This window comes from Citrobacter sp. Cpo147, from assembly GCF_030332405.1.
Classification (GTDB): Bacteria; Pseudomonadota; Gammaproteobacteria; order Enterobacterales; family Enterobacteriaceae; genus Citrobacter; species Citrobacter portucalensis.
Map to the genome: position 1 here is coordinate 185,624 of NZ_JAOWHX010000039.1, position 20,799 is coordinate 206,422.

A 20,799-nucleotide genomic window follows, 5' to 3' on the forward strand; every position below is an offset into this window, starting at 1 on the left:
TCAGCGTGCCGACCGGCACCGCCACTTCGTAGCGCAGTTCGCCGTTATCATCGACCACCGTTCCGGTAAAATTCTGCCCCTGCACGCTGACGGTAACGGTATCCCCCGCTTTGGCATCGCCGCCTGCCACGCCGCTTATCAGCGTGGTCATTCGGTTTTCAATAGCGTTGACCACATTGTCGTTCGCCACGGTATCGATATGTACCGTGTTTTCCGCGAAGTTGTCGACATGCACGCTGTGGGTGTCGGTGGCAATCGCCAGATTGCCCACCGCATCGTGAGAGGTGACCGTTACCTTCACGTCCATATAACCATCGACTTTTGCAACGTTGTTGGCAAAATCGGCTGCGTTCACCGCAATACGATAGCCCAGCGTGCTATTGCCGAGATCGATGATCTGACCGTTATACTGGTGGCCATTGATCTCTACCAGTACCGGGTCGCCCGCTTTCGCGTCTTCTCCGCTGACGGTTCCGGAAATCACCTGGTTACGCATATACAGCTCAGCACGATTCAGGGTGTTATCTGTCGTGACATCATCAATCGTGAGGGCGTTATGTGCCTGGGTATCCAGCACCACTGTATGGTGCGCGAACGCAGTCACTTCGTTGCCCGCCGCATCGTGGCTGACCAGCGTCACCTGCACATCGTTAGCCCCCTCTTTGAGGGTTGCGGAAGGCACAACGATTTCATAGCGTAGCTGGCCATGATCGTCGAAAACCGTGCCTTGAAACGCTTTGCCCTGAATGGTCAACGTGACCGGATCACCCACTTTCGCATCACCGCTGGCAACGCCAGAAATAGTGGTCGGCATACGAGACTCATTAGCGTTGACGACATCATCATTCGCCACCGTTTCAATAGTCACGGCATTTTGCGCATACAGGTCGTTATCGACATGATGATCCGTGGAAACAATGGTGGTGTTTCCTGCGTCGTCAGTAGAAGTTAATGTGGCGTGAATATTCGGGTCATTCAGTAACCCCTGAGTCAGTACCGGGATGGTATAAGTCAGAGTCCCATTACCGGGGTCGGTAACAACGCCGGTATATTCGTTACCATCAACCAATAAAGTAACGATATCGCCGGGTTTAGCATCGCCGCCGACCAACCCGTGGATCAGCGTTTGCGGCTGACGTGACTCTTCGTAATTAATGATGTTATCCGGCGTGACGTTATCAACGGTAATGTCGATGTTTGGTCCGGTAATATCAATCAGTGCATGGTCAAAACTTTCTGCCGTTCGTCCCGTCACATCTGTCGCGATTGCCACCACTGTTACATTTCCCGGAACCAGTCCCCCCAGATCGGTATCAATATTCCAGTGCCCGTTGCTCACCGGAACAGTAACGGTAAATGTGTTTTTTTGGCTATCGGTGAAGGTGAGTGTGATGTGATTTTGATTACTGGTGCCGCTTAAATGGGTCTGGTGGAATTCGCTTTTGTTAATGAAACCGTCGTTGCCGGCAAACTCGGTAATTTGCACCTCAGGCGGGAAAACACTCGCGGAACCTGCATCAATTCCCCCAATTGGCAAGTTGATATCCCAGTTCGGGCTTCCCAGACCTTTGGTGTTAAAACCTGCTGTCGGATCAACCACCTGCCCGGTCAGTTCAAGCTGAACCAGAGTGTGCCCCCCACCGCCGCCTTCTAAGGTTACCGGTGCTTCATTACCCGCCGCGGTGGCTTCCAGCACCTGCGTCGGGTCAGCGCCATCGGCAATGGCCTTTTGTGCGGCGGCAATATCCTGAGCACTACTTTCCGGATGATGGCTAACCTGTAGCCCATGCTCACCCCAATGGCTATTACGGCCTATATCCAGCGTTTTTCCGTCTGGTAAAGAGATACTTACCGCGCCGCTGGCACCGGTAACAATTTCTTCACCGCTATATACCCTGTCGCCTTCATGAACCAGTCGTTGTGCACCATTGGCATCAACTACGTAAACCTGTCCAATAATTGCTTTGATCACACCGAGTAATTTGCTCACCGTAACCTCACTTAATTACCATCATTATTTTTATAAACTCGTTAATATATTAACGAACAAATATCACATTCAATTAATGTAAACATTAATATCTCAATGTAGAAAAAAACACATTTTATAGAATGCAATTACATGAGACTTGACTGGCAAATGAATATAATAAAAAATAACCAAAAATAAAACACGATGTGACAAAACATGTCGCTGAATAGCTGATTACAGGCTTCAATTAAGATAATTCACATTTGTTAATTAATATAACGTGTTTGTAAAAATGGATGATAGCGATGACAACTGGATGTCATAACCGTGAGATATAGGGCATTCATGTCATGAAGAAGCTTTTAGTTTTTCTGCTTTCATGTTTTTCAATAAATGCAGTAAATGCAGAAGACTTACAAAATACAGTTAAAGATGCATTAGCCAATCATCCTGAAGTTAATGCTGCAATTAATAGCCGTTATTCCTCAGAGCAAGATCTGCGGGCCGCACAAGGTGGTTATTTACCATCACTAAATTTAAACGCAGAGGCCGGGCGCAAAAATGTTGATGATGCAACTACCCGCGCGACTGGTCGCAATAACGGCCTGACTCAGTCCCCTAACGAGGCGACTATCAGCCTTGAGCAAAATGTGTTTAACGGCTTTGCGACCAACAGCGAAGTGGCACGACAAAAAGCGACCGTAGACTCACGCGCTTACAGCGTGATGAACACCAGCGAAAGCACCGCTTATGCGGTGATTCAGGCCTATTTCGACGTGCTGCAACGCGAAGAGTTTGTGCGCCTTGCTGAAGACGATCTGGCGAACCACGAGCGCATTTACGACCAGATAAAACTGCGTACCGATCAGGGCGTTGGGCGCTCCGGGGATTTTATGCAGGCCGAAGCGCGTCTGGCGCAGGCGCGAAACAACCTGCTGACCGAGCAGACTAACCTTGAAGACGCGAAAACCACCTTTGTCAGCGTGACGGGCATGGACCCGCAGGGTTTAAGCCAGCCAGAGAGCATTGACTCTCAACTGCCCACCTCGCTGGAAGATGCCAAAAGTCGGATGGAAAAAAATAATCCATTACTGAAGTCTGCCAATGCGGATATCGAAGCTGCGCACCAGCAGTACGAAGCGTCGAAATCCACCTTCTATCCACGTGTGGACGTTGAGCTTTCCCGCGGGATTAGCAACAACACCGATACCACTCGCGCGCACACCGAAGAGTGGGAGGCGATGGTCAAACTGCATTACAACCTGTACCAGGGTGGCAGCGACAAAGCCAACATGAACTCCCGTGCTTATCTGCACAAGCAGGCCCAGGATGTACGTAATAACACGCTGCGCCAGCTGAATCAGGAGCTACGCCTGGCCTGGACCGCACTGCAAAACGCACGCGCTCAGCTTCCTTCGGCGGAAGAATATGCCGACCGCAGCGTCAAAGTGCGCACGGCTTATCAGGATCAATTTAGTCTTGGCGAGCGTACACTGCTGGATTTACTCGATAGTGAAAATGAAGTGTTCTCCTCTAAACGCCGTCTTGTTGAATTACGTTATCTGGCCATGACCAGTGGCTATCGTATTAGCGAACGCACCGGGGAATTAATGAATATTCTAAAAATCACACCGCCGCCTTCGGGGCAACCGGTAGATTCAGCAGAAGAAAATAGCTTACCGGAACTTCATTAATAATTATTAATCCCCAATAAATCCCTGACCTGCACGCTTATAATTAGCTTGCTATTATTTAACCGTGCACGGTCAGAATGGTTGCGAAAATGAGTGCACAAGCCGAATTATTAAATGACGTCCCTGAGAATCACGCTCGTCCTAATTCTCAACATCACGACCCACGTAGCCATAATGACGACCCGTTATTAGATAGCTTACTAATTCTGTGTTCTCTGCACGGAAAACCGGCGAGTCGTTCAACATTAAGCAGTGGCCTGCCATTAGAAAACGATCGGCTCACGCTGAATATATTTCCACGCGCGGCGGCAAGGGCCGGTTTAAAGGCGCGAGTCGTCACGCGCTCACTCGATAAAATTCCAGCGATGTCTCTGCCAGCGGTCTTGTTATTGAACTCTGGGGGAACCGGGGTGTTGCTGGCCTGGAACGATGACGGTAGCGCCCGCTTTATGCCCAGCGAAAGCGAAGGTGGAGAAATTTGCGTTGATGCCGCCACGCTTGAGCAAAACTATGCGGGTAAAGTCATTTTTGCGCATCCGCGCCACGAATTCGATTTGCAGGCTGAGGCCTTTCTGCCGCGCACCAAATCCTGGTTTAAAGACACGCTGAAGCTGTCGCGTTTTCTGTATATGGATGCGGTATTGGCCAGTCTGTTAATCAACCTGATTGCGCTCGGCACACCGCTCTTTACCATGAATGTGTATGACCGCGTCGTGCCAAACCAGGCAACGGTCACATTATGGGTGCTGGCAGTCGGCATCTGCCTGGCTTTTGTCTTTGATCTGATCTTAAAAATGCTGCGCGGTATCTGCCTTGATATTGCAGGTAAGAAAAGCGATCTCATCATCTCTTCGACCCTGTTTGAGCGCATTATCGGCATGGAGATGAAAGAGCGCCCGGCGCGCGTGGGCAGCTTTGCGCAAAACATTCACGAGTTTCAGTCGCTGCGTGATTTCCTCTCATCACTCACTCTGACGACAATTATTGATTTGCCCTTCACCCTGTTACTGCTGATTGTTATTGGCATTATCGGCGGCGCGCTGGCATGGATCCCGGTACTGACATTACCGATTGCCCTGTTGTGCAGTTGGGCACTACAAAAACCGGTCAACGCTGCTGTGGCAAAAACCATGAGCCTCGCCAGCGAACGCCAGGCGCTACTGATTGAAACCCTGAGCAGTCTGGATGCCATCAAAGTGAATAATGCCCAGAGCGAACGCCAGTTCCAGTGGGAACAAACGCTGGGTAGCCTGAGCCGTCTCGAACTGCGGGTGAAAACCTTGTCCAGCCTGGCGAGCAATCTCACCGGCTGGTTCCAGCAAATTTCAGGCGTGGTGATGATCATCGTCGGGGTGTACATGATTATCGACGGCAAACTGAGTATGGGTGGCTTGATCGCCTGCTACATGCTTAACGGTCGGGCACTCATGCCGCTGGGTCAGCTCACCGGCCTTATCGCCCGCTATCAGCAGGCGAAGCTGACCATCAAAAACACTGAGAAAATGATGTCGCTGACGCAGGAGCGCCGTGCGGATGAAAACCCGCTCAAGCGTGAACAGTTACAGGGCAGCATTGAATTTCGCGATGTGGATTTCAGCTACCCGGAGCAACAAAACCTGTCGCTGCACAAAATTAACCTGACCATTCAGCCCGGTGAGCGCATCGGCATTATCGGGCGCAGCGGTTCCGGTAAAAGTTCGCTGAGTAAACTAATCGTCAATTTATACCAGCCGAGCGCCGGGAACCTGCTGATCGATGGTATCGACTCTCGTCAGCTGGATGTGAACGATCTGCGCCACAGCATCGGCTACGTGCCGCAGGACATCCAGCTATTCAACGGCACGCTGCGCGATAACCTGCTGTGCGGAGCGCGCTATGTCGATGACGAAACCATGCTGCGAGCGGCAGAACTGGCGGGCGTCAACGAATTCGCACGCCTGCATCCCGACGGCTATAACCTGCAGGTCGGCGAACGCGGCTCCCAGCTTTCCGGTGGGCAACGGCAGGCGGTGGCGCTAGCGCGCGCACTGTTGCTTGATCCCCCTCTCCTGCTACTGGATGAACCCACCAGTTCGATGGACAACACCAGCGAAGAGAAGATCAAACACGCACTGGCCCCCTGCATTGCGGGAAAAACGTTATTACTGGTCACGCACCGCGCTTCCATGCTGTCGCTGGTTGACCGTCTGATTATTGTTGATAAAGGTCGCATCATCGCAGACGGTCCGAAAGGGGTAGTGATGGATGCGTTGAAAAAGGGGCAAATTAATGCGTCTCGCTGATCTCCTGACTCGTGCCCGCAGCTATATGCAGCACTATTTTCGCGGTCGTGATGAAAATCAAACTGACAGTATTAATGAGGTTAGCCAGGCCATAATTGATGACGCCCCAAGAGTGATACGACTGACGCTGTGGGTGATCCTCACGCTGGTGGTGCTGTCCTTCATCTGGGCTGGTTTTGCAAAAATTGATGAAGTGACACGCGGTGAAGGCAAAGCGATCCCTTCATCAAAACTGCAAAAAATCCAGAACCTGGAAGGGGGGATTGTTACCGAGCTATATGTGCATGAAGGGCAAATCGTTAACGCCGGAACCCCATTACTGCACCTCGATGACACGCGTTTCGCCTCCAACGTTGGCGAAACTGAAGCCGACAAACTCGGTCTGCGCGCCAAGGTAGAACGCCTGACGGCGGAAGTTGAAAACCGGGACTTTGTGATTTCACCCGAGATAGCCAGCCAGGCGCCGGATGTCGCCCGGGGAGAAACCGAGCTGTACAACAGCCGCCGGGAACAATTTCACAACGAAATTTCCGGGCTTGAAGAACAACTGGTGCAGAAAAAACAGGAGTTGCGCGACTTTGAGTCAAAGGAGGATCAGTTTAAGCACAGCCTCGGGTTAATCCGTCAGGAAATCAAAATGTCCGAGCCGCTGCTCGCTTCAGGTGCCATTTCAAAAGTCGAACTGCTGCGCCTGCGTCGTACCGAAGTGGAAACCGCCGGGCAGCTCAATTCTATTAGCCTGTCGCTGCCCAAGGCCACGTCAGAAATTAAAGAGATTGAGAATAAAATCGGTGAAAGCCGTGGCCGTTTCCAGAGCGATGCGCTGGCCCAACTCAATGAAGCTCGCACCAATCTGAGTAAAACCCAGGCAAGCGTTAAAGCACTGGAGGATCGGGTGAACCGTACCATGGTCACCTCACCGGTGCGGGGTATCGTCCAGCAGGTGATGGTGAATACTATCGGCGGCGTCATTCAACCGGGCAGCGATCTAGTGGAAATCGTTCCGCTGGATGACAAACTGTTAATCGAAGCCAAAATCCAGCCGCGCGATATCGCCTTCCTCCATCCGGGTCAACATGCGATGGTGAAATTTACCGCTTACGATTACACCATCTATGGCGGTCTGCAAGGCGAAGTAGTGCAGATAAGCCCGGACACCGTTACCGATAAGCAGGGCCGCAGCTTTTATATTGTGCGTTTGCAGACGGATAAAAATTATCTGGGAACAAAAGAGCATCCGATGCTGATCATTCCCGGCATGGTGGCGAGCGTCGATATTCTCACCGGCAAGAAAACGATTCTGAGCTACCTGTTAAAACCGATTATTCGCGCACGCGCGGAAGCACTCAGAGAACGTTGATAGGTTGCGCTCCCTTACATTTTTGCCGGGGAGCGCATGAGTTTATAACGGCGTGCAAAAAGAGAGCTTTCCACGATTCAGGATGATTTTCCCGTCATTAACCAGCTCCTGTAACACCTTATGGATGGCGCTACGCGAGATATGGTTACGGGTCAAAATAAAAGTATACACGGACGTTTTCTCACGAACCCCTGGCTCCATTGCCCAGATATATTTCACGTGTTCAATAATCTGCTCACGTATAGTGCGGTGCGACTGCAACGCCTCACGCTGGAAATAACGTTGAAGATGATGCGTTAAGATATCAAACGCCTGCTTCCATAAGTTTTTGGTCGTAAACAGGTGATCGGCATTTTGGACGCTCATCGCCCACATTTCACAATCAGTATCACAACGTAAATAGTGACCAGCCACTTCCGTACGCATTTGTGGCAGGCCGAGAATAGCAGGTGCAGAAATACTCACGGTCACTAAATCGTTTTCCACACGATAAACAGAGACAGTCCCTTTCTCCAGAAATAGAATATGTCCATCGGTCTTCAAATCAATACGCTGACGTTTTTTACGTAACGATAGCCAGGCATTATCCGACTTCTTCATTTCATCGCCAACGAGCACTACAGCATTTTCAATTTCTTTCTGGAACATGGGACTCTCTACCGCAAATTATGGCTTAGTCAAAAAGATGGTTAAATTTACTCAGCACTAAAAATAAATGTCAGCTCGCAAACAAGCTGACATTTATTCCCATCTACATCTACCACCGGCATTCCCTGGTGCCATTGACGCGTTAAGGTTCATGCTGTTTTCGCGTGGTGGTGCCAGGCAGTATATGGCGCTGTCCATAAAGAATTAATGGCAATCATCTTTGTCGACATTTTTTCATCTTTCTGTTCTTTGCAGAGTAGCCAAAAAGATACAATTAATTGATTTTAATGGGTTTTATTTTCATTAAAAAGTTATCATTCTTGTTATATCATGATACCAAATTGCAACACTTCGCGGTTCTCGCTGTGGGATCAGGTCCATGCTGGTGGTCTTTATAGGCTCAGTGGTATCATGACTAAACAACCACCAGACGCATCATCAAGAGTAGAGACAATATGTCTGAGACTGGCAATGTCAGTTATCTGATTGAAAATAGAATAATATTTACGCCAGCCACACAATGTCTGGCGCGGGTAGATCACCCCAATCAGCGGATAAAACTCAAACACTCAGCGTCGTTATGTCTTTTATTACTTATTCAACATCGCGGGCAAGTGGTTTCTCAAAACGAATTACTGGAATTCGGTTGGGGTAAAAATCACCGCCAGGTGAGTTTCAACGCCTTTTATCAAAGCATTCTCTCGTTGCGTAAAAGCTTGCAGCAGCTGGAGCTTGAACAACCGCTGATCACAACGATCCCCCGCAAAGGGCTGATCATTCAAGAAGAGTTTGATATTCAGGTCATTGAAACACCGGAGGAGAACTCTGCTTCTGCGGAAGAATCCTTAGCGCCAGATGCCACCATTGAGGAATTTTTGGCTGACACACCGCGTCAACCTTTGATAACGGCTGCAGAAACAGTAATGTTGGCACTTACCCTGATAATTTGTGTGCTTATATTATATCCGTGGCAAGCCAGCGATGATTATTTCTCCGGCTATATCACTGCGGATAAAGCACCCACTGACTGTCAGTATTATTTCAATAACGATGCCAGTAATTTCTCCCGGCATACCGCGTTTATCGACAAAAACCCAGGACTGTGTCAGAGCCATAAATTTATCTATATCACGACCTATCCTGAGTCTAAGAAACTGTCCGTGCTGGTGTGTCGCTCACCGATAAAAGCCAGGCAAGAAAATGCCTGTCAGTCGGTATATTATCCACGGTATGATAGCTAATGAACTTATATCCCCGAACGTCCCGCATCCAGACAGGTATTATCCTGCTGCTTTGTTTTGCTGCGCTTATTCTTACTGTCGTCTATCGGTACAGTAAGAACAATGGCGAGTTACATGATCTCACTTGCCGCTCTGCCATCGAAATTGTACGCAATACAAGCTCGTTCCGCGGGATTATTGATATTAAAACCGGGGGCAGTAAAGGTATTGTGAATATTGATGGTATTATCAAAGATGCCGAAAATAATGAGCAAACCGTGCAACGCATGGTACTTTTTACACAATCCAGCTACGGCTCAAGCCCGGTTTGGATTTCACAGAAAATCCAAATTTCCAATCGCGAAACGGCTCCCGCCAGCCTTATTCAGGAACTCCTACCCGACTTTTTCCTGACCAACACCAGCGTATCCAACGTCGATTTTTTTGCGCTGAACAGCGCGACATACCTGATTACCAAAGAGGGGATCCCCTATCTGTACTGCCAGAATTATGCTTTGCCGGAAAATGAATAATCAATAAGCGTTCTGGCGGCAAAACCTACGGATGAATCTCAGTCGTTGTCGGTGATAAGATAGACCATTCAGGTCGAGCCAACGCTCGTCGTTACTGCCCATCAGGCGGCTTTCGAATGACAAATTTGTGGGTTTATGTGAGTTTCCAGGGGCTCACGTGAGACTGCCCTGGTCCCCAAAAAGATTAAAAAAAGAGCAAAAGCGATATGAAAGAGTCACTTGATACGGACTTCACGAACCACACCCCAATGATGCAGCAGTATCTCAAGCTGAAAGCCCAGCATCCGGAGATACTGTTGTTTTACCGCATGGGCGACTTTTACGAACTGTTTTATGACGATGCGAAACGTGCGTCTCAGTTGCTTGATATCTCCCTGACCAAACGCGGCGCGTCTGCGGGCGAGCCTATCCCGATGGCGGGCATTCCTCACCATGCGGTAGAAAACTACCTCGCTAAGCTGGTCAACCAGGGTGAGTCCGTTGCTATTTGTGAGCAGATTGGCGATCCGGCGACCAGCAAAGGTCCGGTTGAGCGCAAAGTAGTGCGTATCGTCACGCCAGGTACCATCAGTGATGAAGCGCTGTTGCAGGAACGCCAGGACAACCTGCTGGCCGCTATCTGGCAGGACAGTAAAGGTTACGGCTACGCCACACTGGATATCAGCTCCGGGCGTTTTCGCGTCAGCGAACCTGCCGACCGCGAGACGATGGCTGCAGAATTGCAGCGCACCAATCCCGCTGAACTGCTGTATGCCGAAGATTTCGCTGAAACCTCACTGATTGAGGGACGTCGCGGATTACGTCGTCGTCCACTATGGGAATTTGAAATCGATACTGCTCGCCAGCAGCTAAACCTGCAGTTTGGCACGCGGGATCTGATTGGTTTTGGCGTGGAAAACGCCCCGCGTGGATTATGCGCGGCTGGCTGCCTGCTGCAATACGTAAAAGATACCCAGCGTACCTCGCTGCCGCATATTCGTTCCATCACCATGGAACGTCAGCAGGACAGCATCATTATGGATGCCGCCACGCGCCGCAATCTGGAAATTACCCAGAACCTGGCAGGCGGCTTTGAAAACACGCTGGCTTCGGTACTCGACTGCACCGTGACGCCGATGGGCAGCCGTATGCTCAAGCGCTGGCTGCATATGCCGGTCCGCGACACCAAAGTCCTCACTGAGCGCCAACAGACCATCGGCGCGCTACAGGATTCCACCAGTGAATTGCAACCCGTGCTGCGTCAGGTCGGCGATCTTGAACGTATCCTGGCGCGCCTGGCCCTGCGTACTGCGCGCCCGCGCGATCTGGCCCGTATGCGTCATGCCTTCCAGCAATTACCGGAACTGCGCGCGCAACTGGAAAGCGTAGACAGTGCCCCCGTACAGATGCTGCGCGAGAAAATGGGTGAGTTTGCTGACCTGCGTGAACTGCTGGAACGTGCCGTAGTGGAAGCTCCACCTGTGCTGGTTCGCGACGGTGGCGTCATCGCCCCGGGCTATAACGAAGAACTGGACGAGTGGCGAGCGCTGGCTGATGGCGCAACTGACTATCTGGACAGACTGGAAATCCGTGAGCGCGAGCGCACCGGCCTTGATACGCTGAAGGTTGGATTTAACGCCGTTCACGGCTACTACATTCAGATCAGTCGCGGGCAAAGTCATCTGGCGCCGATTAACTATGTGCGTCGCCAGACGCTGAAAAACGCCGAACGCTACATTATTCCGGAGCTGAAAGAGTACGAAGACAAAGTTCTGACATCAAAAGGCAAAGCGCTGGCGCTGGAAAAACAGCTGTACGATGAGCTGTTCGACATGCTGCTGCCGCACCTGGCTGATTTGCAACAAAGCGCCAGCGCGCTGGCAGAACTGGACGTACTGGTCAACCTTGCGGAACGCGCTTATACCCTGAATTACACCTGCCCGACCTTCACCGACAAGCCTGGTATTCGTATTACCGAGGGACGTCATCCGGTGGTTGAACAGGTGCTGACCGAGCCGTTTATCGCCAACCCACTTAACCTCTCGCCTCAGCGACGGATGCTGATCATCACCGGCCCGAACATGGGGGGTAAAAGTACCTATATGCGCCAGACTGCGTTAATTGCGCTGCTGGCCTACATCGGCAGCTACGTTCCGGCGCAGAAAGTAGAGATTGGGCCTATCGACCGCATCTTTACCCGCGTGGGCGCGGCGGATGATCTGGCATCCGGCCGTTCCACCTTCATGGTAGAAATGACCGAAACCGCCAACATTCTGCATAACGCCACCGAGAACAGCCTGGTGCTGATGGATGAGATTGGACGCGGCACCTCCACCTACGACGGCCTGTCGCTGGCGTGGGCGTGCGCGGAAAATCTGGCCAATAAAATCAAAGCATTAACGTTGTTTGCCACCCACTACTTCGAACTGACTCAGTTACCGGAGAAAATGGAAGGCGTAGCAAATGTGCATCTTGATGCGTTAGAGCACGGCGATACCATCGCCTTCATGCACAGCGTACAAGATGGTGCGGCGAGCAAGAGCTATGGTCTGGCGGTAGCTGCCCTGGCAGGTGTACCAAAAGAGGTTATTAAACGCGCGCGGCAAAAACTGCGCGAACTGGAAAGCATCGCGCCGAATGTTGCTGCAACTCAGGTCGACGGCACACAGATGTCGCTCCTGTCAGCTCCGGAAGAAACGTCGCCCGCCGTTGAAGCCCTGGAAAACCTCGACCCGGATTCGCTAACGCCTCGTCAGGCGCTGGAGTGGATCTACCGGTTGAAGAGTCTGGTGTAACGCCGTAATGCCCGATAGTGATACGCTTATCGGGCCTGCAAAATATCGCTATATGTAGGCCGGGTAAGGCTAAGCCGCACCCGGCGTGTTGATTAGCGCTTATCTTCTGCCAGCAGCGGTGGAATACTCGGCACCATCGGTGCGTTATCAATATCCTTCTGCGTCATGCGAAACGCTTGCGGGTAGTGCTCGCGGCAGGTACGGCGTAGAGGCTCAGTATCACGCCAGGTGTATAGACAATGCTGGCACTGATATACCGTCCAGACATCTTTTACCGGCGAGTTTGCCATCACTTCAATATGTTCATCGGCACAGCGTGGACAAATCATCTGCTACTCCTTATTTACGGTTGGCCAGCATGGCGGTCAGTTTTTCTGCCCAGGCTTTCGTTTCTGGTAAATCGCATACCGGCTGGCTGTAGTGCCCACGGTTATCCGGCGCAACCGGCGTAGTCGCATCAATAATTAACTTGTCGGTAATCCCCGCCGGACTGGAACCCGGATCAAGCTCCAGCACCGACATATTCGGCAATTGCACCAGATCGCCCGCCGGATTGACCTTCGAAGACAGCGCCCACATCACCTGCGGCAGGTTGAACGGATCAACATCCTCATCAACCATAATCACCATTTTCACGTAACCCAGGCCATGCGGCGTCGTCATTGCGCGCAACCCTACCGCACGGGCAAAGCCACCGTAGCGTTTTTTGGTGGAGATAATCGCCAGCAAACCGTGGGTATACATGGCATTCACCGCCTGCACTTCCGGGAATTCAGCTTTCAGCTGTTGATAAAGCGGTACGCAGGTTGCCGGACCCATCAGGTAGTCAATCTCCGTCCACGGCATCCCCAAATATAACGATTCAAAAATCGGTTTGGTGCGATAAGAGACTTTATCGATACGCACGACCGTCATATTACGTCCACCGGAATAGTGCCCGGTAAACTCGCCAAACGGCCCTTCGATTTCACGCTTACGGCTTTCAATTACCCCTTCGAGGATCACTTCTGAACCCCATGGCACGTCAAAGCCGGTGAGCGGCGCGGTAGCGATCGGATACGGACTTTCACGCAGCGCTCCCGCCATTTCGTATTCCGACTGATCATACTTCAGCGGCGTGGCCCCCATGAGGGTAATGATCGGATCGTTACCCAGCGTGATGGCAATCGGCAGATCTTCACCGCGCTCTTCGGCTTTATGCAGGTGCAGCGCGATATCATGCATCGGTACCGGCTGCAGGCCAAGCTTGCGTTTGCCCTTCACTTCCATACGATAAATGCCGACATTCTGTTTACCGAAGTTGTCCGGATCCAGCGGATCGCGCGACACCACGCAGGCTTTATCAAGATAGAAACCGCCGTCGCCATCGTTCAGGCGAAACAGCGGCAGAATATCAAACAGGTTGATCTCATCACCATCAACACAGTTTTCAGCCCATGCCGGATTGGCGCGACGCTCCGGCGTAACCGGAAATTTATCCCAACGGCGAATAAACTCATCAATCTGTTTTTTCACCGGGGTATTTGGCGGCAGGCCTAAAGAGATGGCGTGATTCTGCCACGAACCAATAGTGTTCATCGCCACGCGGGCATCGGTAAAACCACGAATATTGTCAAACCACAGCGCTGGCGCACCATCACCAATGCGTCCGGTCGCATTGGCTGCCGCAGCCAGATCCGGCTCGGCGTTAACTTCTTCACTGATTTTCAGCAATTGCCCCTGGTCATCCAGCGCTTGTAAAAAGCTGCGCAAATCATCAAATGCCATTATTCATTCTCCTGTGAAAAATTCTGCGCCTGCCGTAAACCCTGCCAGCGACGGGCGTTGGGGTGTTCCAGACCAAACTGATCGAGCACACGCGCAACGATATGCTGCGTAATGTCATCGACCGTTTGCGGGTGGTTGTAATACGCGGGCATCGGCGGGACCATCGCCACGCCCATGCGGGAAAGCGCGAGCATGTTTTCCAGATGAATCGTGCTAAGCGGCATTTCACGCGGTACCAGAACCAGCTTGCGCCCTTCTTTCAGCACCACATCAGCAGCCCGACCCACCAGCCCTTCCGCGTAGCCTGCACGAATACCGGCCAGGGTTTTCATACTGCAGGGGATAATGATCATGCCGTCAGTGCGAAACGATCCAGAGGAGATGGTCGCCGCCTGATCCGCCGGGTTGTGGCAATAATCGGCCAACGCAGACACATCACGGACGCTGTGCGGCGTTTCCAGTTCAATAGTGGTTTTGGCCCACTTTGACAGCACCAGATGGGTTTCCACTTCGGGCATTTCCCGCAACGCCTGCAATAGCGACACGCCAAGCGGTGCGCCGGTTGCCCCGGTCATTCCGACAATTAATCTCATTTAGTTTCTCAATTTTTGTTCGTGTACGAACGTTTTGATTAAAATACTCTCACATAACATTTCGGGCAAGGCCATCGCGCACAGATCGCTAAAGCCGCAATTGTTAAAAAAAGATGCGTAACCCGCTATGATAGAGACTGACAGGAATTCCGGAGCGCTCATGCCGTTACGAAATAAAGCATTTCACCTTTTACGTCAGCTCTTCCAGCAGCATACGTCCCGCTGGCAACATGAATTACCGGACCTGACCAAACCACAGTATGCGGTAATGCGTGCCATTGCTGAACGTCCCGGCATTGAGCAGGTTGACCTGACCGAAGCCGCAGTCTGTACCAAGGCAACCCTTGCGGAAATGCTAAGCCGAATGGAAAAACGGGAGCTGGTCAGGCGTGAACATGACCCGGCAGATAAGCGTCGGCGGTTTGTTTATTTGACCGCACAAGGAGAAGAATTACTGGCCAGCGCAACTCCGTTAGGCGATAGCGTGGATGATGAGTTTCTGGGGCGATTATCTGATGAAGAACGTGAGCAGTTCACACGTCTGGTGCGTAAGATGATGAACTAATCTGCCGGATGGCGACATAAATGTCTTATCCGGCCTACAAAGTCCTGCTCCCCGTAGACCTGATAAACGCAGTGCCATCAGGCAACAAACATAGAAAAAGGCCAGTCTCAATGAGACTGGCCTTTCTTGATAGAACTTGTGCTTACTCGCGGAAAAGCGCTTCGATATTCAGTCCCTGAGTCTGCAGAATTTCACGCAGACGACGCAGACCTTCAACCTGAATCTGGCGAACACGTTCACGGGTGAGACCAATTTCACGGCCCACATCTTCCAGTGTCGCAGCTTCGTACCCCAGCAGACCAAAACGACGTGCCAGCACTTCACGCTGTTTGGCGTTCAGTTCGAACAGCCATTTGACGATGCTCTGTTTCATATCATCGTCTTGCGTGGTGTCTTCCGGGCCGTTTTCCTTTTCATCGGCCAGAATATCCAGCAACGCTTTTTCGGAATCGCCACCCAGCGGGGTGTCTACCGAGGTAATACGCTCGTTGAGTCGGAGCATACGGCTGACGTCATCAACCGGTTTATCCAGTTGTTCAGCAATCTCTTCTGCGCTCGGTTCGTGGTCCAGTTTATGCGACAACTCACGCGCGGTACGCAGATAGACGTTCAGCTCTTTTACAATGTGAATTGGCAGTCGGATCGTACGGGTTTGGTTCATAATCGCCCGTTCGATCGTCTGGCGGATCCACCAGGTTGCGTATGTTGAGAAGCGGAACCCGCGTTCCGGGTCAAACTTCTCGACTGCACGGATCAGTCCCAGATTGCCCTCTTCAATCAGGTCCAGCAATGCCAGACCACGATTGCCATAACGACGAGCAATTTTCACCACCAGACGCAGGTTACTTTCAATCATGCGACGGCGGGATGCGACATCCCCACGCAGTGCGCGACGCGCAAAATAAACTTCTTCTTCGGCTGTTAACAGTGGTGAATAACCAATCTCACCAAGGTAAAGCTGAGTCGCGTCCAACACACGCTGTGTGGCCCCCTGCGATAACAGCTCTTCTTCAGCCAGGTCGTTATCACTGGGTTCCTCTTCACTCAAGGCTTTTTCATCAAAAGCCTCTACTCCGTTCTCATCAAATTCCGCATCTTCATTTAAATCATGAACTTTCAGCGTATTCTGACTCATAAAGGTGGCTCCTACCCGTGATCCCTAACGGAACTAGCACGTGAAAGCCTGGTTCCGCCGAATTATCGCTGCGGTAAATAGCGCAGCGGGTTTACGGATTTCCCCTTGTAACGAATTTCAAAATGCAAGCGTGTTGAACTGGTTCCGGTGCTACCCATGGTAGCTATTTTCTGCCCCGCCTTGATTTCTTGTTGTTCCCGGACCAGCATTGTATCGTTATGGGCGTAGGCACTCAGGTAATCATCGTTATGTTTGATGATAATAAGATTACCGTAACCGCGCAGTGCGTTACCGGCATATACGACGCGTCCATCTGCGGTCGCGACAATAGCCTGTCCTTTACTGCCTGCAATATCGATCCCTTTATTGCCACCTTCAGTAGCCGCAAAGTTTTCGATTACTTTGCCGTCAGTCGGCCAGCGCCAGGTAGAGATTGGCGAGCTGGTTGACGTTGAGCTTGCAGTTGATTCGGTTGCGCTAACTGCTGGAGCCGTTACAGGCGCTGTGACAACGGTCCCAGCAGGCTTGTTGTTCGGCAACATTTTATTAGCACTTTGTTCACCTGAATCCTCAGAATACGTAATTGTTGGTTTCGAAGCAACAGCAACGGTGGAATTTTGTGCAGGGTTGGTCACAACTCCTTGCTGTGCTGCATCCGCCTGGGTAATAGCATTACCACCAGTAATCGGTGTACCCGACGCGTTGCCCACTTGCAGAGTTTGACCGACATTCAGGCCATACGGGGCCGGAACGTTATTGCGTTGTGCGAGATCACGGAAATCGTTCCCGGTAATCCAGGCAATATAGAAAAGGGTATCGCCTTTCTTAACAGTATAGGTACTGCCGCCCGTATAGCTACCTTTCGGAATGTTCCCATACTTACGGTTGTACACAATACGACCGTTTTCCATCTGCACAGGCTGTTCCGCGACAGGCTGGATCTGTGTTGACTGTGTGGTCGGACGCTGCACCGGCTGGATCTGTGGCGTTTGCTGTACTGTCGACGTCGAGCCCATTTTTGGTGGAGGCGTAATCAGCATGCCGGAATTGGTGTTCGTTGATGCACTGCCACCAACCGAGTTGACCGGCGCTGGTGGATTCGAGGTATTTGAACAACCTGCCAGCCATAATGAAACCAGTGACAATGCCGCAATGCGGCGAACGGTAAATTTGTGGCTTCCCGCGCTCATTTATCCCCCAGGAAAATTTGGTTAAAACCAGTGACGTAATCACCGTGCAAGGCATCGGACTGGGCACTGGAAACGTGACCACGATACGCTTACTAATTCCAGAATATCCAGGAAAACTCCAGGTATTCAGAGCCTGTATCTACGCAAGCTCCCCTTTTACTAAGGGAACGAAACGTACGGCCTCCACGGTATCGATAATAAATTCGCCTCCCCGACGACGCACCCGTTTCAGAAACTGGTGCTCGTCGCCCACGGGTAAGACGAGAATACCGCCTTCATCCAACTGCATCATCAATGCGGTTGGGATCTCAGGCGGCGCTGCCGTAACAATGATAGCGTCAAACGGGGCTCGCGCTTGCCAGCCCTGCCATCCATCACCATGACGGGTAGAAACATTATGTAAATCAAGCTGTTTAAGTCGACGACGCGCCTGCCACTGCAAACCTTTAATGCGCTCAACAGAGCATACATGGTGCACCAGGTGTGCCAGAATCGCTGTTTGGTAGCCAGAGCCGGTACCAATTTCCAGCACCCGGGACTGCGGCGTTAACTCAAGCAGCTCGGTCATCCGCGCAACCATATAGGGCTGCGAAATCGTCTGCCCCTGACCAATCGGCAGAGCAATATTGTCCCAGGCCTTATGTTCAAACGCCTCATCAATGAATTTTTCACGCGGCACGGCGGCAAGTGCATCGAGAACAAGCTCATCTCTGATGCCCTGCGCACGTAATTGTTCAAGAAGAGTGTGTACGCGTCTGCTTACCATTGCGTGTCGGCTCCCACGCTGTCTAACCAGTCAGAAACAACTTCATGCGCGCCGTAGGCGGTTAAATCGACATGCAGCGGCGTAATGGAAACATAGCCTTCATCGACGGCGGCAAAATCTGTATCCGGTCCGGCGTCGCACTTTTCGCCCGGCGGCCCGATCCAGTACAGCGTATTACCGCGCGGGTCCTGCTGTGGGATCACCTGATCCGCAGGATGGCGGCTACCGCAGCGGGTGACGCGGATACCTTTAATCTGATCCAGCGGTAAATCCGGCACGTTGATATTCAAAATGCGCCCGGTGCGCAGCGGTTCGCGACTCAGCGCCCGTAAGATACGGCAGGTTACTGCGGCAGCAGTATCGTAGTGTTTATGCCCATCAAGTGAGACCGCCAGCGCAGGAAAGCCCAGGTGACGACCTTCCATCGCCGCCGCAACGGTACCGGAATAGATAACATCATCGCCCAGATTAGGACCTGCGTTAATACCAGACACGACAATGTCCGGACGCGGACGCATTAATGCGTTCACGCCCAGATAGACGCAATCGGTAGGTGTACCCATTTGTACGGCGATATCACCGTTATCATAGGTGAACGTGCGAAGTGAGGATTCCAGCGTCAGCGAGTTAGACGCGCCACTGCGGTTACGATCCGGGGCAACCACCTGTACGTCAGCAAACTCACGCAGCGCTTTCGCCAGCGTTTGTATACCGGGTGCGTGGACCCCATCATCGTTACTCAGCAATATACGCATAATCACCCATTGTGTTAATAAGTTCCCTTACAACACTGGTGGCGAAGCTACCTGCCGGTAGCCAGAAACGTAACTCAACGGTTACGTCATCCCACCAGTTCCAGCTTAATTGTTGTGGATACAGCAACATAGCACGACGCGATGCGTCGACTTTCTCGCGCAACAACAGCGACTGCAGCGCGGTTTCATCAGCAATAGCGGCTTCTTCAAACGCCAGCGCGTCGCGCTGAGTTCCCCACTCACCGCTGCCCGGTAATGCCGCTGTAATCATCAATTCTTTATCATCGACGCGACGCTGTAATTCGGTCTGTTCTTCCTGCGTGGCGACAAACCAACTTCCGCGTCCCGACAATTGTAGCGCATCGCCGTCAACAACTTGATTAAAGTCTGTTTTTTTCAAGCGTTCACTGACTATCTGATTAAACAACGCACTACGGGCCGCCGACAACCAAAAACTGCGCTTATTGCGATCGCGCACCGGCGCATCGCTTTGCGCCCAACGCAGCGCCCCTTGCAGGTTGCTGCCGCCAATACCAAAACGCTGAGCGCCAAAATAGTTCGGTACGCCGCGCTCGCTAATCGCCTGCAAACGCGCTTCAACGTCCTCTCGCTGGCTCACTTCACGCAGCACCAGCGTAAATTCGTTACCTTTCAACGCCCCTAAACGCAGCTTACGCTTGTGGCGCGCGTACTCCAGCACTTTACAGCCTTCGAGTTCAAATTTGCTTAAATCAGGCATTGCATTGCCCGGCACGCGCGCGCACAGCCACTGTTCCGTGACTGCATGCTTGTCTTTCTGGCCAGCAAAGCTCACTTCACGGGCGTGAATTTTCAGGAACTTCGCCAGCGCGTCAGCCACAAAACGGGTATTACAGCCGTTTTTCAGGATACGCACCAAAATGTGCTCGCCTTCGCCATCCGGTTCGAAGCCTAAATCTTCGACGACGACAAAGTCTTCCGGATTCGCTTTCAGAACGCCATGGCCTTGTGGTTTGCCATGGAGATACGTCAGATCTTCAAACGCAGTCATTTCGTTGCCTTAATGAGTAACGCCACCGCTTCACAGGCAATCCCTTCCCCACGCCCGGTAAAACCGAGTTTTTCCGTGGTGGTCGCTTTCACGTTAACATCATCCATATGGCAGCCGAGATCTTCGGCAATAAACACGCGCATTTGCGGAATGTGCGGCAGCATCTTCGGCGCCTGAGCAATAATCGTCACATCCACATTACCAAGCGTATAGCCTTTGGCCTGAATACGCCGCCAGGCTTCACGCAATAATTCACGACTATCTGCACCTTTAAAGGCCGGGTCGGTGTCCGGGAAGAGTTTACCGATATCCCCCAGCGCAGCCGCGCCCAGCAGAGCATCGGTTAACGCGTGTAACGCCACGTCGCCATCAGAATGCGCCAGCAATCCTTTTTCATACGGGATGCGCACACCACCAATGATAATTGGGCCAACTCCGCCAAAAGCGTGTACGTCGAAACCGTGTCCAATTCGCATTATGCCTTCTCCTGATATACACAACATCCTCCAGGCAGC

General features: G+C 51.8%; 18 protein-coding genes. 7 read left to right on the top strand and 11 right to left on the bottom strand.

Annotation, left to right across the window (positions count from 1 at the left end; translation table 11 throughout):
• Window positions 1–1,990: retention module-containing protein (locus OGY06_RS19105; protein WP_286605879.1), on the bottom strand; the 1,990-nt coding region annotated here is incomplete at its 3' end.
• 332 nt (window positions 1,991–2,322) lie between these two features.
• On the opposite strand from OGY06_RS19105, the gene OGY06_RS19110 reads away from it, so the two are divergent.
• The 3 genes from OGY06_RS19110 to OGY06_RS19120 all read left to right on the top strand — a co-directional run bounded on the left by OGY06_RS19110 (window position 2,323) and on the right by OGY06_RS19120 (window position 7,308).
• Window positions 2,323–3,666, top strand: a complete 1,344-nt coding sequence (locus OGY06_RS19110; RefSeq protein ID WP_286605880.1) for a TolC family outer membrane protein — start codon at window positions 2,323–2,325, stop codon at window positions 3,664–3,666.
• A gap of 89 nt (window positions 3,667–3,755) precedes the next feature.
• Window positions 3,756–5,948 carry a type I secretion system permease/ATPase gene (locus OGY06_RS19115; protein ID WP_050542078.1) on the top strand — a complete coding sequence of 731 codons (2,193 nt, stop codon included), beginning with the start codon at window positions 3,756–3,758 and terminating at the stop codon, window positions 5,946–5,948.
• Entirely contained in the window at window positions 5,935–7,308 is a 1,374-nt protein-coding gene (locus OGY06_RS19120; protein WP_286605881.1) for an HlyD family type I secretion periplasmic adaptor subunit, read from the top strand. Before OGY06_RS19115 ends, OGY06_RS19120 begins: the two co-directional genes overlap by 14 nt.
• 42 nt (window positions 7,309–7,350) lie before the next feature.
• Here the strand turns inward: OGY06_RS19120 and OGY06_RS19125 are convergent, their stop codons facing one another.
• A complete protein-coding gene (locus OGY06_RS19125; RefSeq protein ID WP_003825823.1) occupies window positions 7,351–7,956 on the bottom strand; it encodes a helix-turn-helix domain-containing protein in 606 nt (201 codons plus the stop codon).
• A gap of 455 nt (window positions 7,957–8,411) precedes the next feature.
• Here OGY06_RS19125 and OGY06_RS19130 point away from each other — a divergent pair, with 455 nt between their 5' ends.
• The 3 genes from OGY06_RS19130 (at window position 8,412) to mutS (ending at window position 12,483) form a co-directional block, all read left to right on the top strand.
• Window positions 8,412–9,197, top strand: a complete 786-nt coding sequence (locus OGY06_RS19130) for a winged helix-turn-helix domain-containing protein (RefSeq protein WP_003825821.1) — start codon at window positions 8,412–8,414, stop codon at window positions 9,195–9,197.
• Complete coding sequence (locus OGY06_RS19135; protein WP_003825820.1) at window positions 9,197–9,709, top strand: YqeJ family protein; 513 nt, start codon at window positions 9,197–9,199, stop codon at window positions 9,707–9,709. Before OGY06_RS19130 ends, OGY06_RS19135 begins: the two co-directional genes overlap by 1 nt.
• Window positions 9,710–9,915: 206 nt before the next feature.
• A complete protein-coding gene (mutS, locus tag OGY06_RS19140; protein WP_148361533.1) occupies window positions 9,916–12,483 on the top strand; it encodes a DNA mismatch repair protein MutS in 2,568 nt (855 codons plus the stop codon).
• Window positions 12,484–12,575: 92 nt separating this feature from the next.
• On the opposite strand, the gene OGY06_RS19145 is transcribed toward mutS, so the two are convergent.
• Genes OGY06_RS19145 through OGY06_RS19155 form a run of 3 tightly spaced genes read right to left on the bottom strand, consistent with a single transcriptional unit; the run spans window position 12,576 to window position 14,843 of the window.
• On the bottom strand, window positions 12,576–12,812 hold the full coding sequence (locus OGY06_RS19145; protein WP_200921233.1) for a non-oxidative hydroxyarylic acid decarboxylases subunit D: 237 nt from the start codon (window positions 12,810–12,812) through the stop codon (window positions 12,576–12,578).
• 10 nt (window positions 12,813–12,822) lie between these two features.
• Window positions 12,823–14,250, bottom strand: a complete 1,428-nt coding sequence (locus OGY06_RS19150; RefSeq protein ID WP_003825816.1) for a non-oxidative hydroxyarylic acid decarboxylases subunit C — start codon at window positions 14,248–14,250, stop codon at window positions 12,823–12,825.
• Window positions 14,250–14,843 carry a non-oxidative hydroxyarylic acid decarboxylases subunit B gene (locus OGY06_RS19155; protein WP_063940954.1) on the bottom strand — a complete coding sequence of 198 codons (594 nt, stop codon included), beginning with the start codon at window positions 14,841–14,843 and terminating at the stop codon, window positions 14,250–14,252. The genes OGY06_RS19150 and OGY06_RS19155 overlap by 1 nt, the downstream gene beginning before the upstream one ends.
• A gap of 160 nt (window positions 14,844–15,003) precedes the next feature.
• On the opposite strand from OGY06_RS19155, the gene OGY06_RS19160 reads away from it, so the two are divergent.
• A complete protein-coding gene (locus OGY06_RS19160) occupies window positions 15,004–15,408 on the top strand; it encodes a MarR family winged helix-turn-helix transcriptional regulator (RefSeq protein ID WP_003825812.1) in 405 nt (134 codons plus the stop codon).
• A gap of 142 nt (window positions 15,409–15,550) precedes the next feature.
• Here OGY06_RS19160 and rpoS read toward each other — a convergent pair whose 3' ends face one another.
• From rpoS to ispF, 6 genes are all read right to left on the bottom strand, one after another.
• Window positions 15,551–16,543, bottom strand: coding sequence for an RNA polymerase sigma factor RpoS (rpoS, locus tag OGY06_RS19165; RefSeq protein WP_000081498.1), 993 nt, complete (start codon window positions 16,541–16,543; stop codon window positions 15,551–15,553).
• A gap of 62 nt (window positions 16,544–16,605) precedes the next feature.
• Complete coding sequence (gene nlpD / locus OGY06_RS19170) at window positions 16,606–17,688, bottom strand: murein hydrolase activator NlpD (protein ID WP_223240872.1); 1,083 nt, start codon at window positions 17,686–17,688, stop codon at window positions 16,606–16,608.
• Window positions 17,689–17,872: 184 nt separating this feature from the next.
• Window positions 17,873–18,499: a protein-L-isoaspartate(D-aspartate) O-methyltransferase gene (locus OGY06_RS19175; protein WP_003034172.1), complete on the bottom strand. Its 627-nt coding sequence runs from the start codon at window positions 18,497–18,499 to the stop codon at window positions 17,873–17,875.
• Window positions 18,493–19,254: a 5'/3'-nucleotidase SurE gene (surE, locus tag OGY06_RS19180; RefSeq protein WP_003825728.1), complete on the bottom strand. Its 762-nt coding sequence runs from the start codon at window positions 19,252–19,254 to the stop codon at window positions 18,493–18,495. Before surE ends, OGY06_RS19175 begins: the two co-directional genes overlap by 7 nt.
• On the bottom strand, window positions 19,235–20,284 hold the full coding sequence (truD, locus tag OGY06_RS19185) for a tRNA pseudouridine(13) synthase TruD (protein ID WP_003825726.1): 1,050 nt from the start codon (window positions 20,282–20,284) through the stop codon (window positions 19,235–19,237). The genes surE and truD overlap by 20 nt, the downstream gene beginning before the upstream one ends.
• The gene (ispF, locus tag OGY06_RS19190) at window positions 20,281–20,760 is read right to left on the bottom strand and encodes a 2-C-methyl-D-erythritol 2,4-cyclodiphosphate synthase (RefSeq protein WP_003034167.1); all 480 of its coding nucleotides are present in this window, start codon (window positions 20,758–20,760) and stop codon (window positions 20,281–20,283) included. Before ispF ends, truD begins: the two co-directional genes overlap by 4 nt.
• Window positions 20,761–20,799 lie beyond the last annotated feature (39 nt).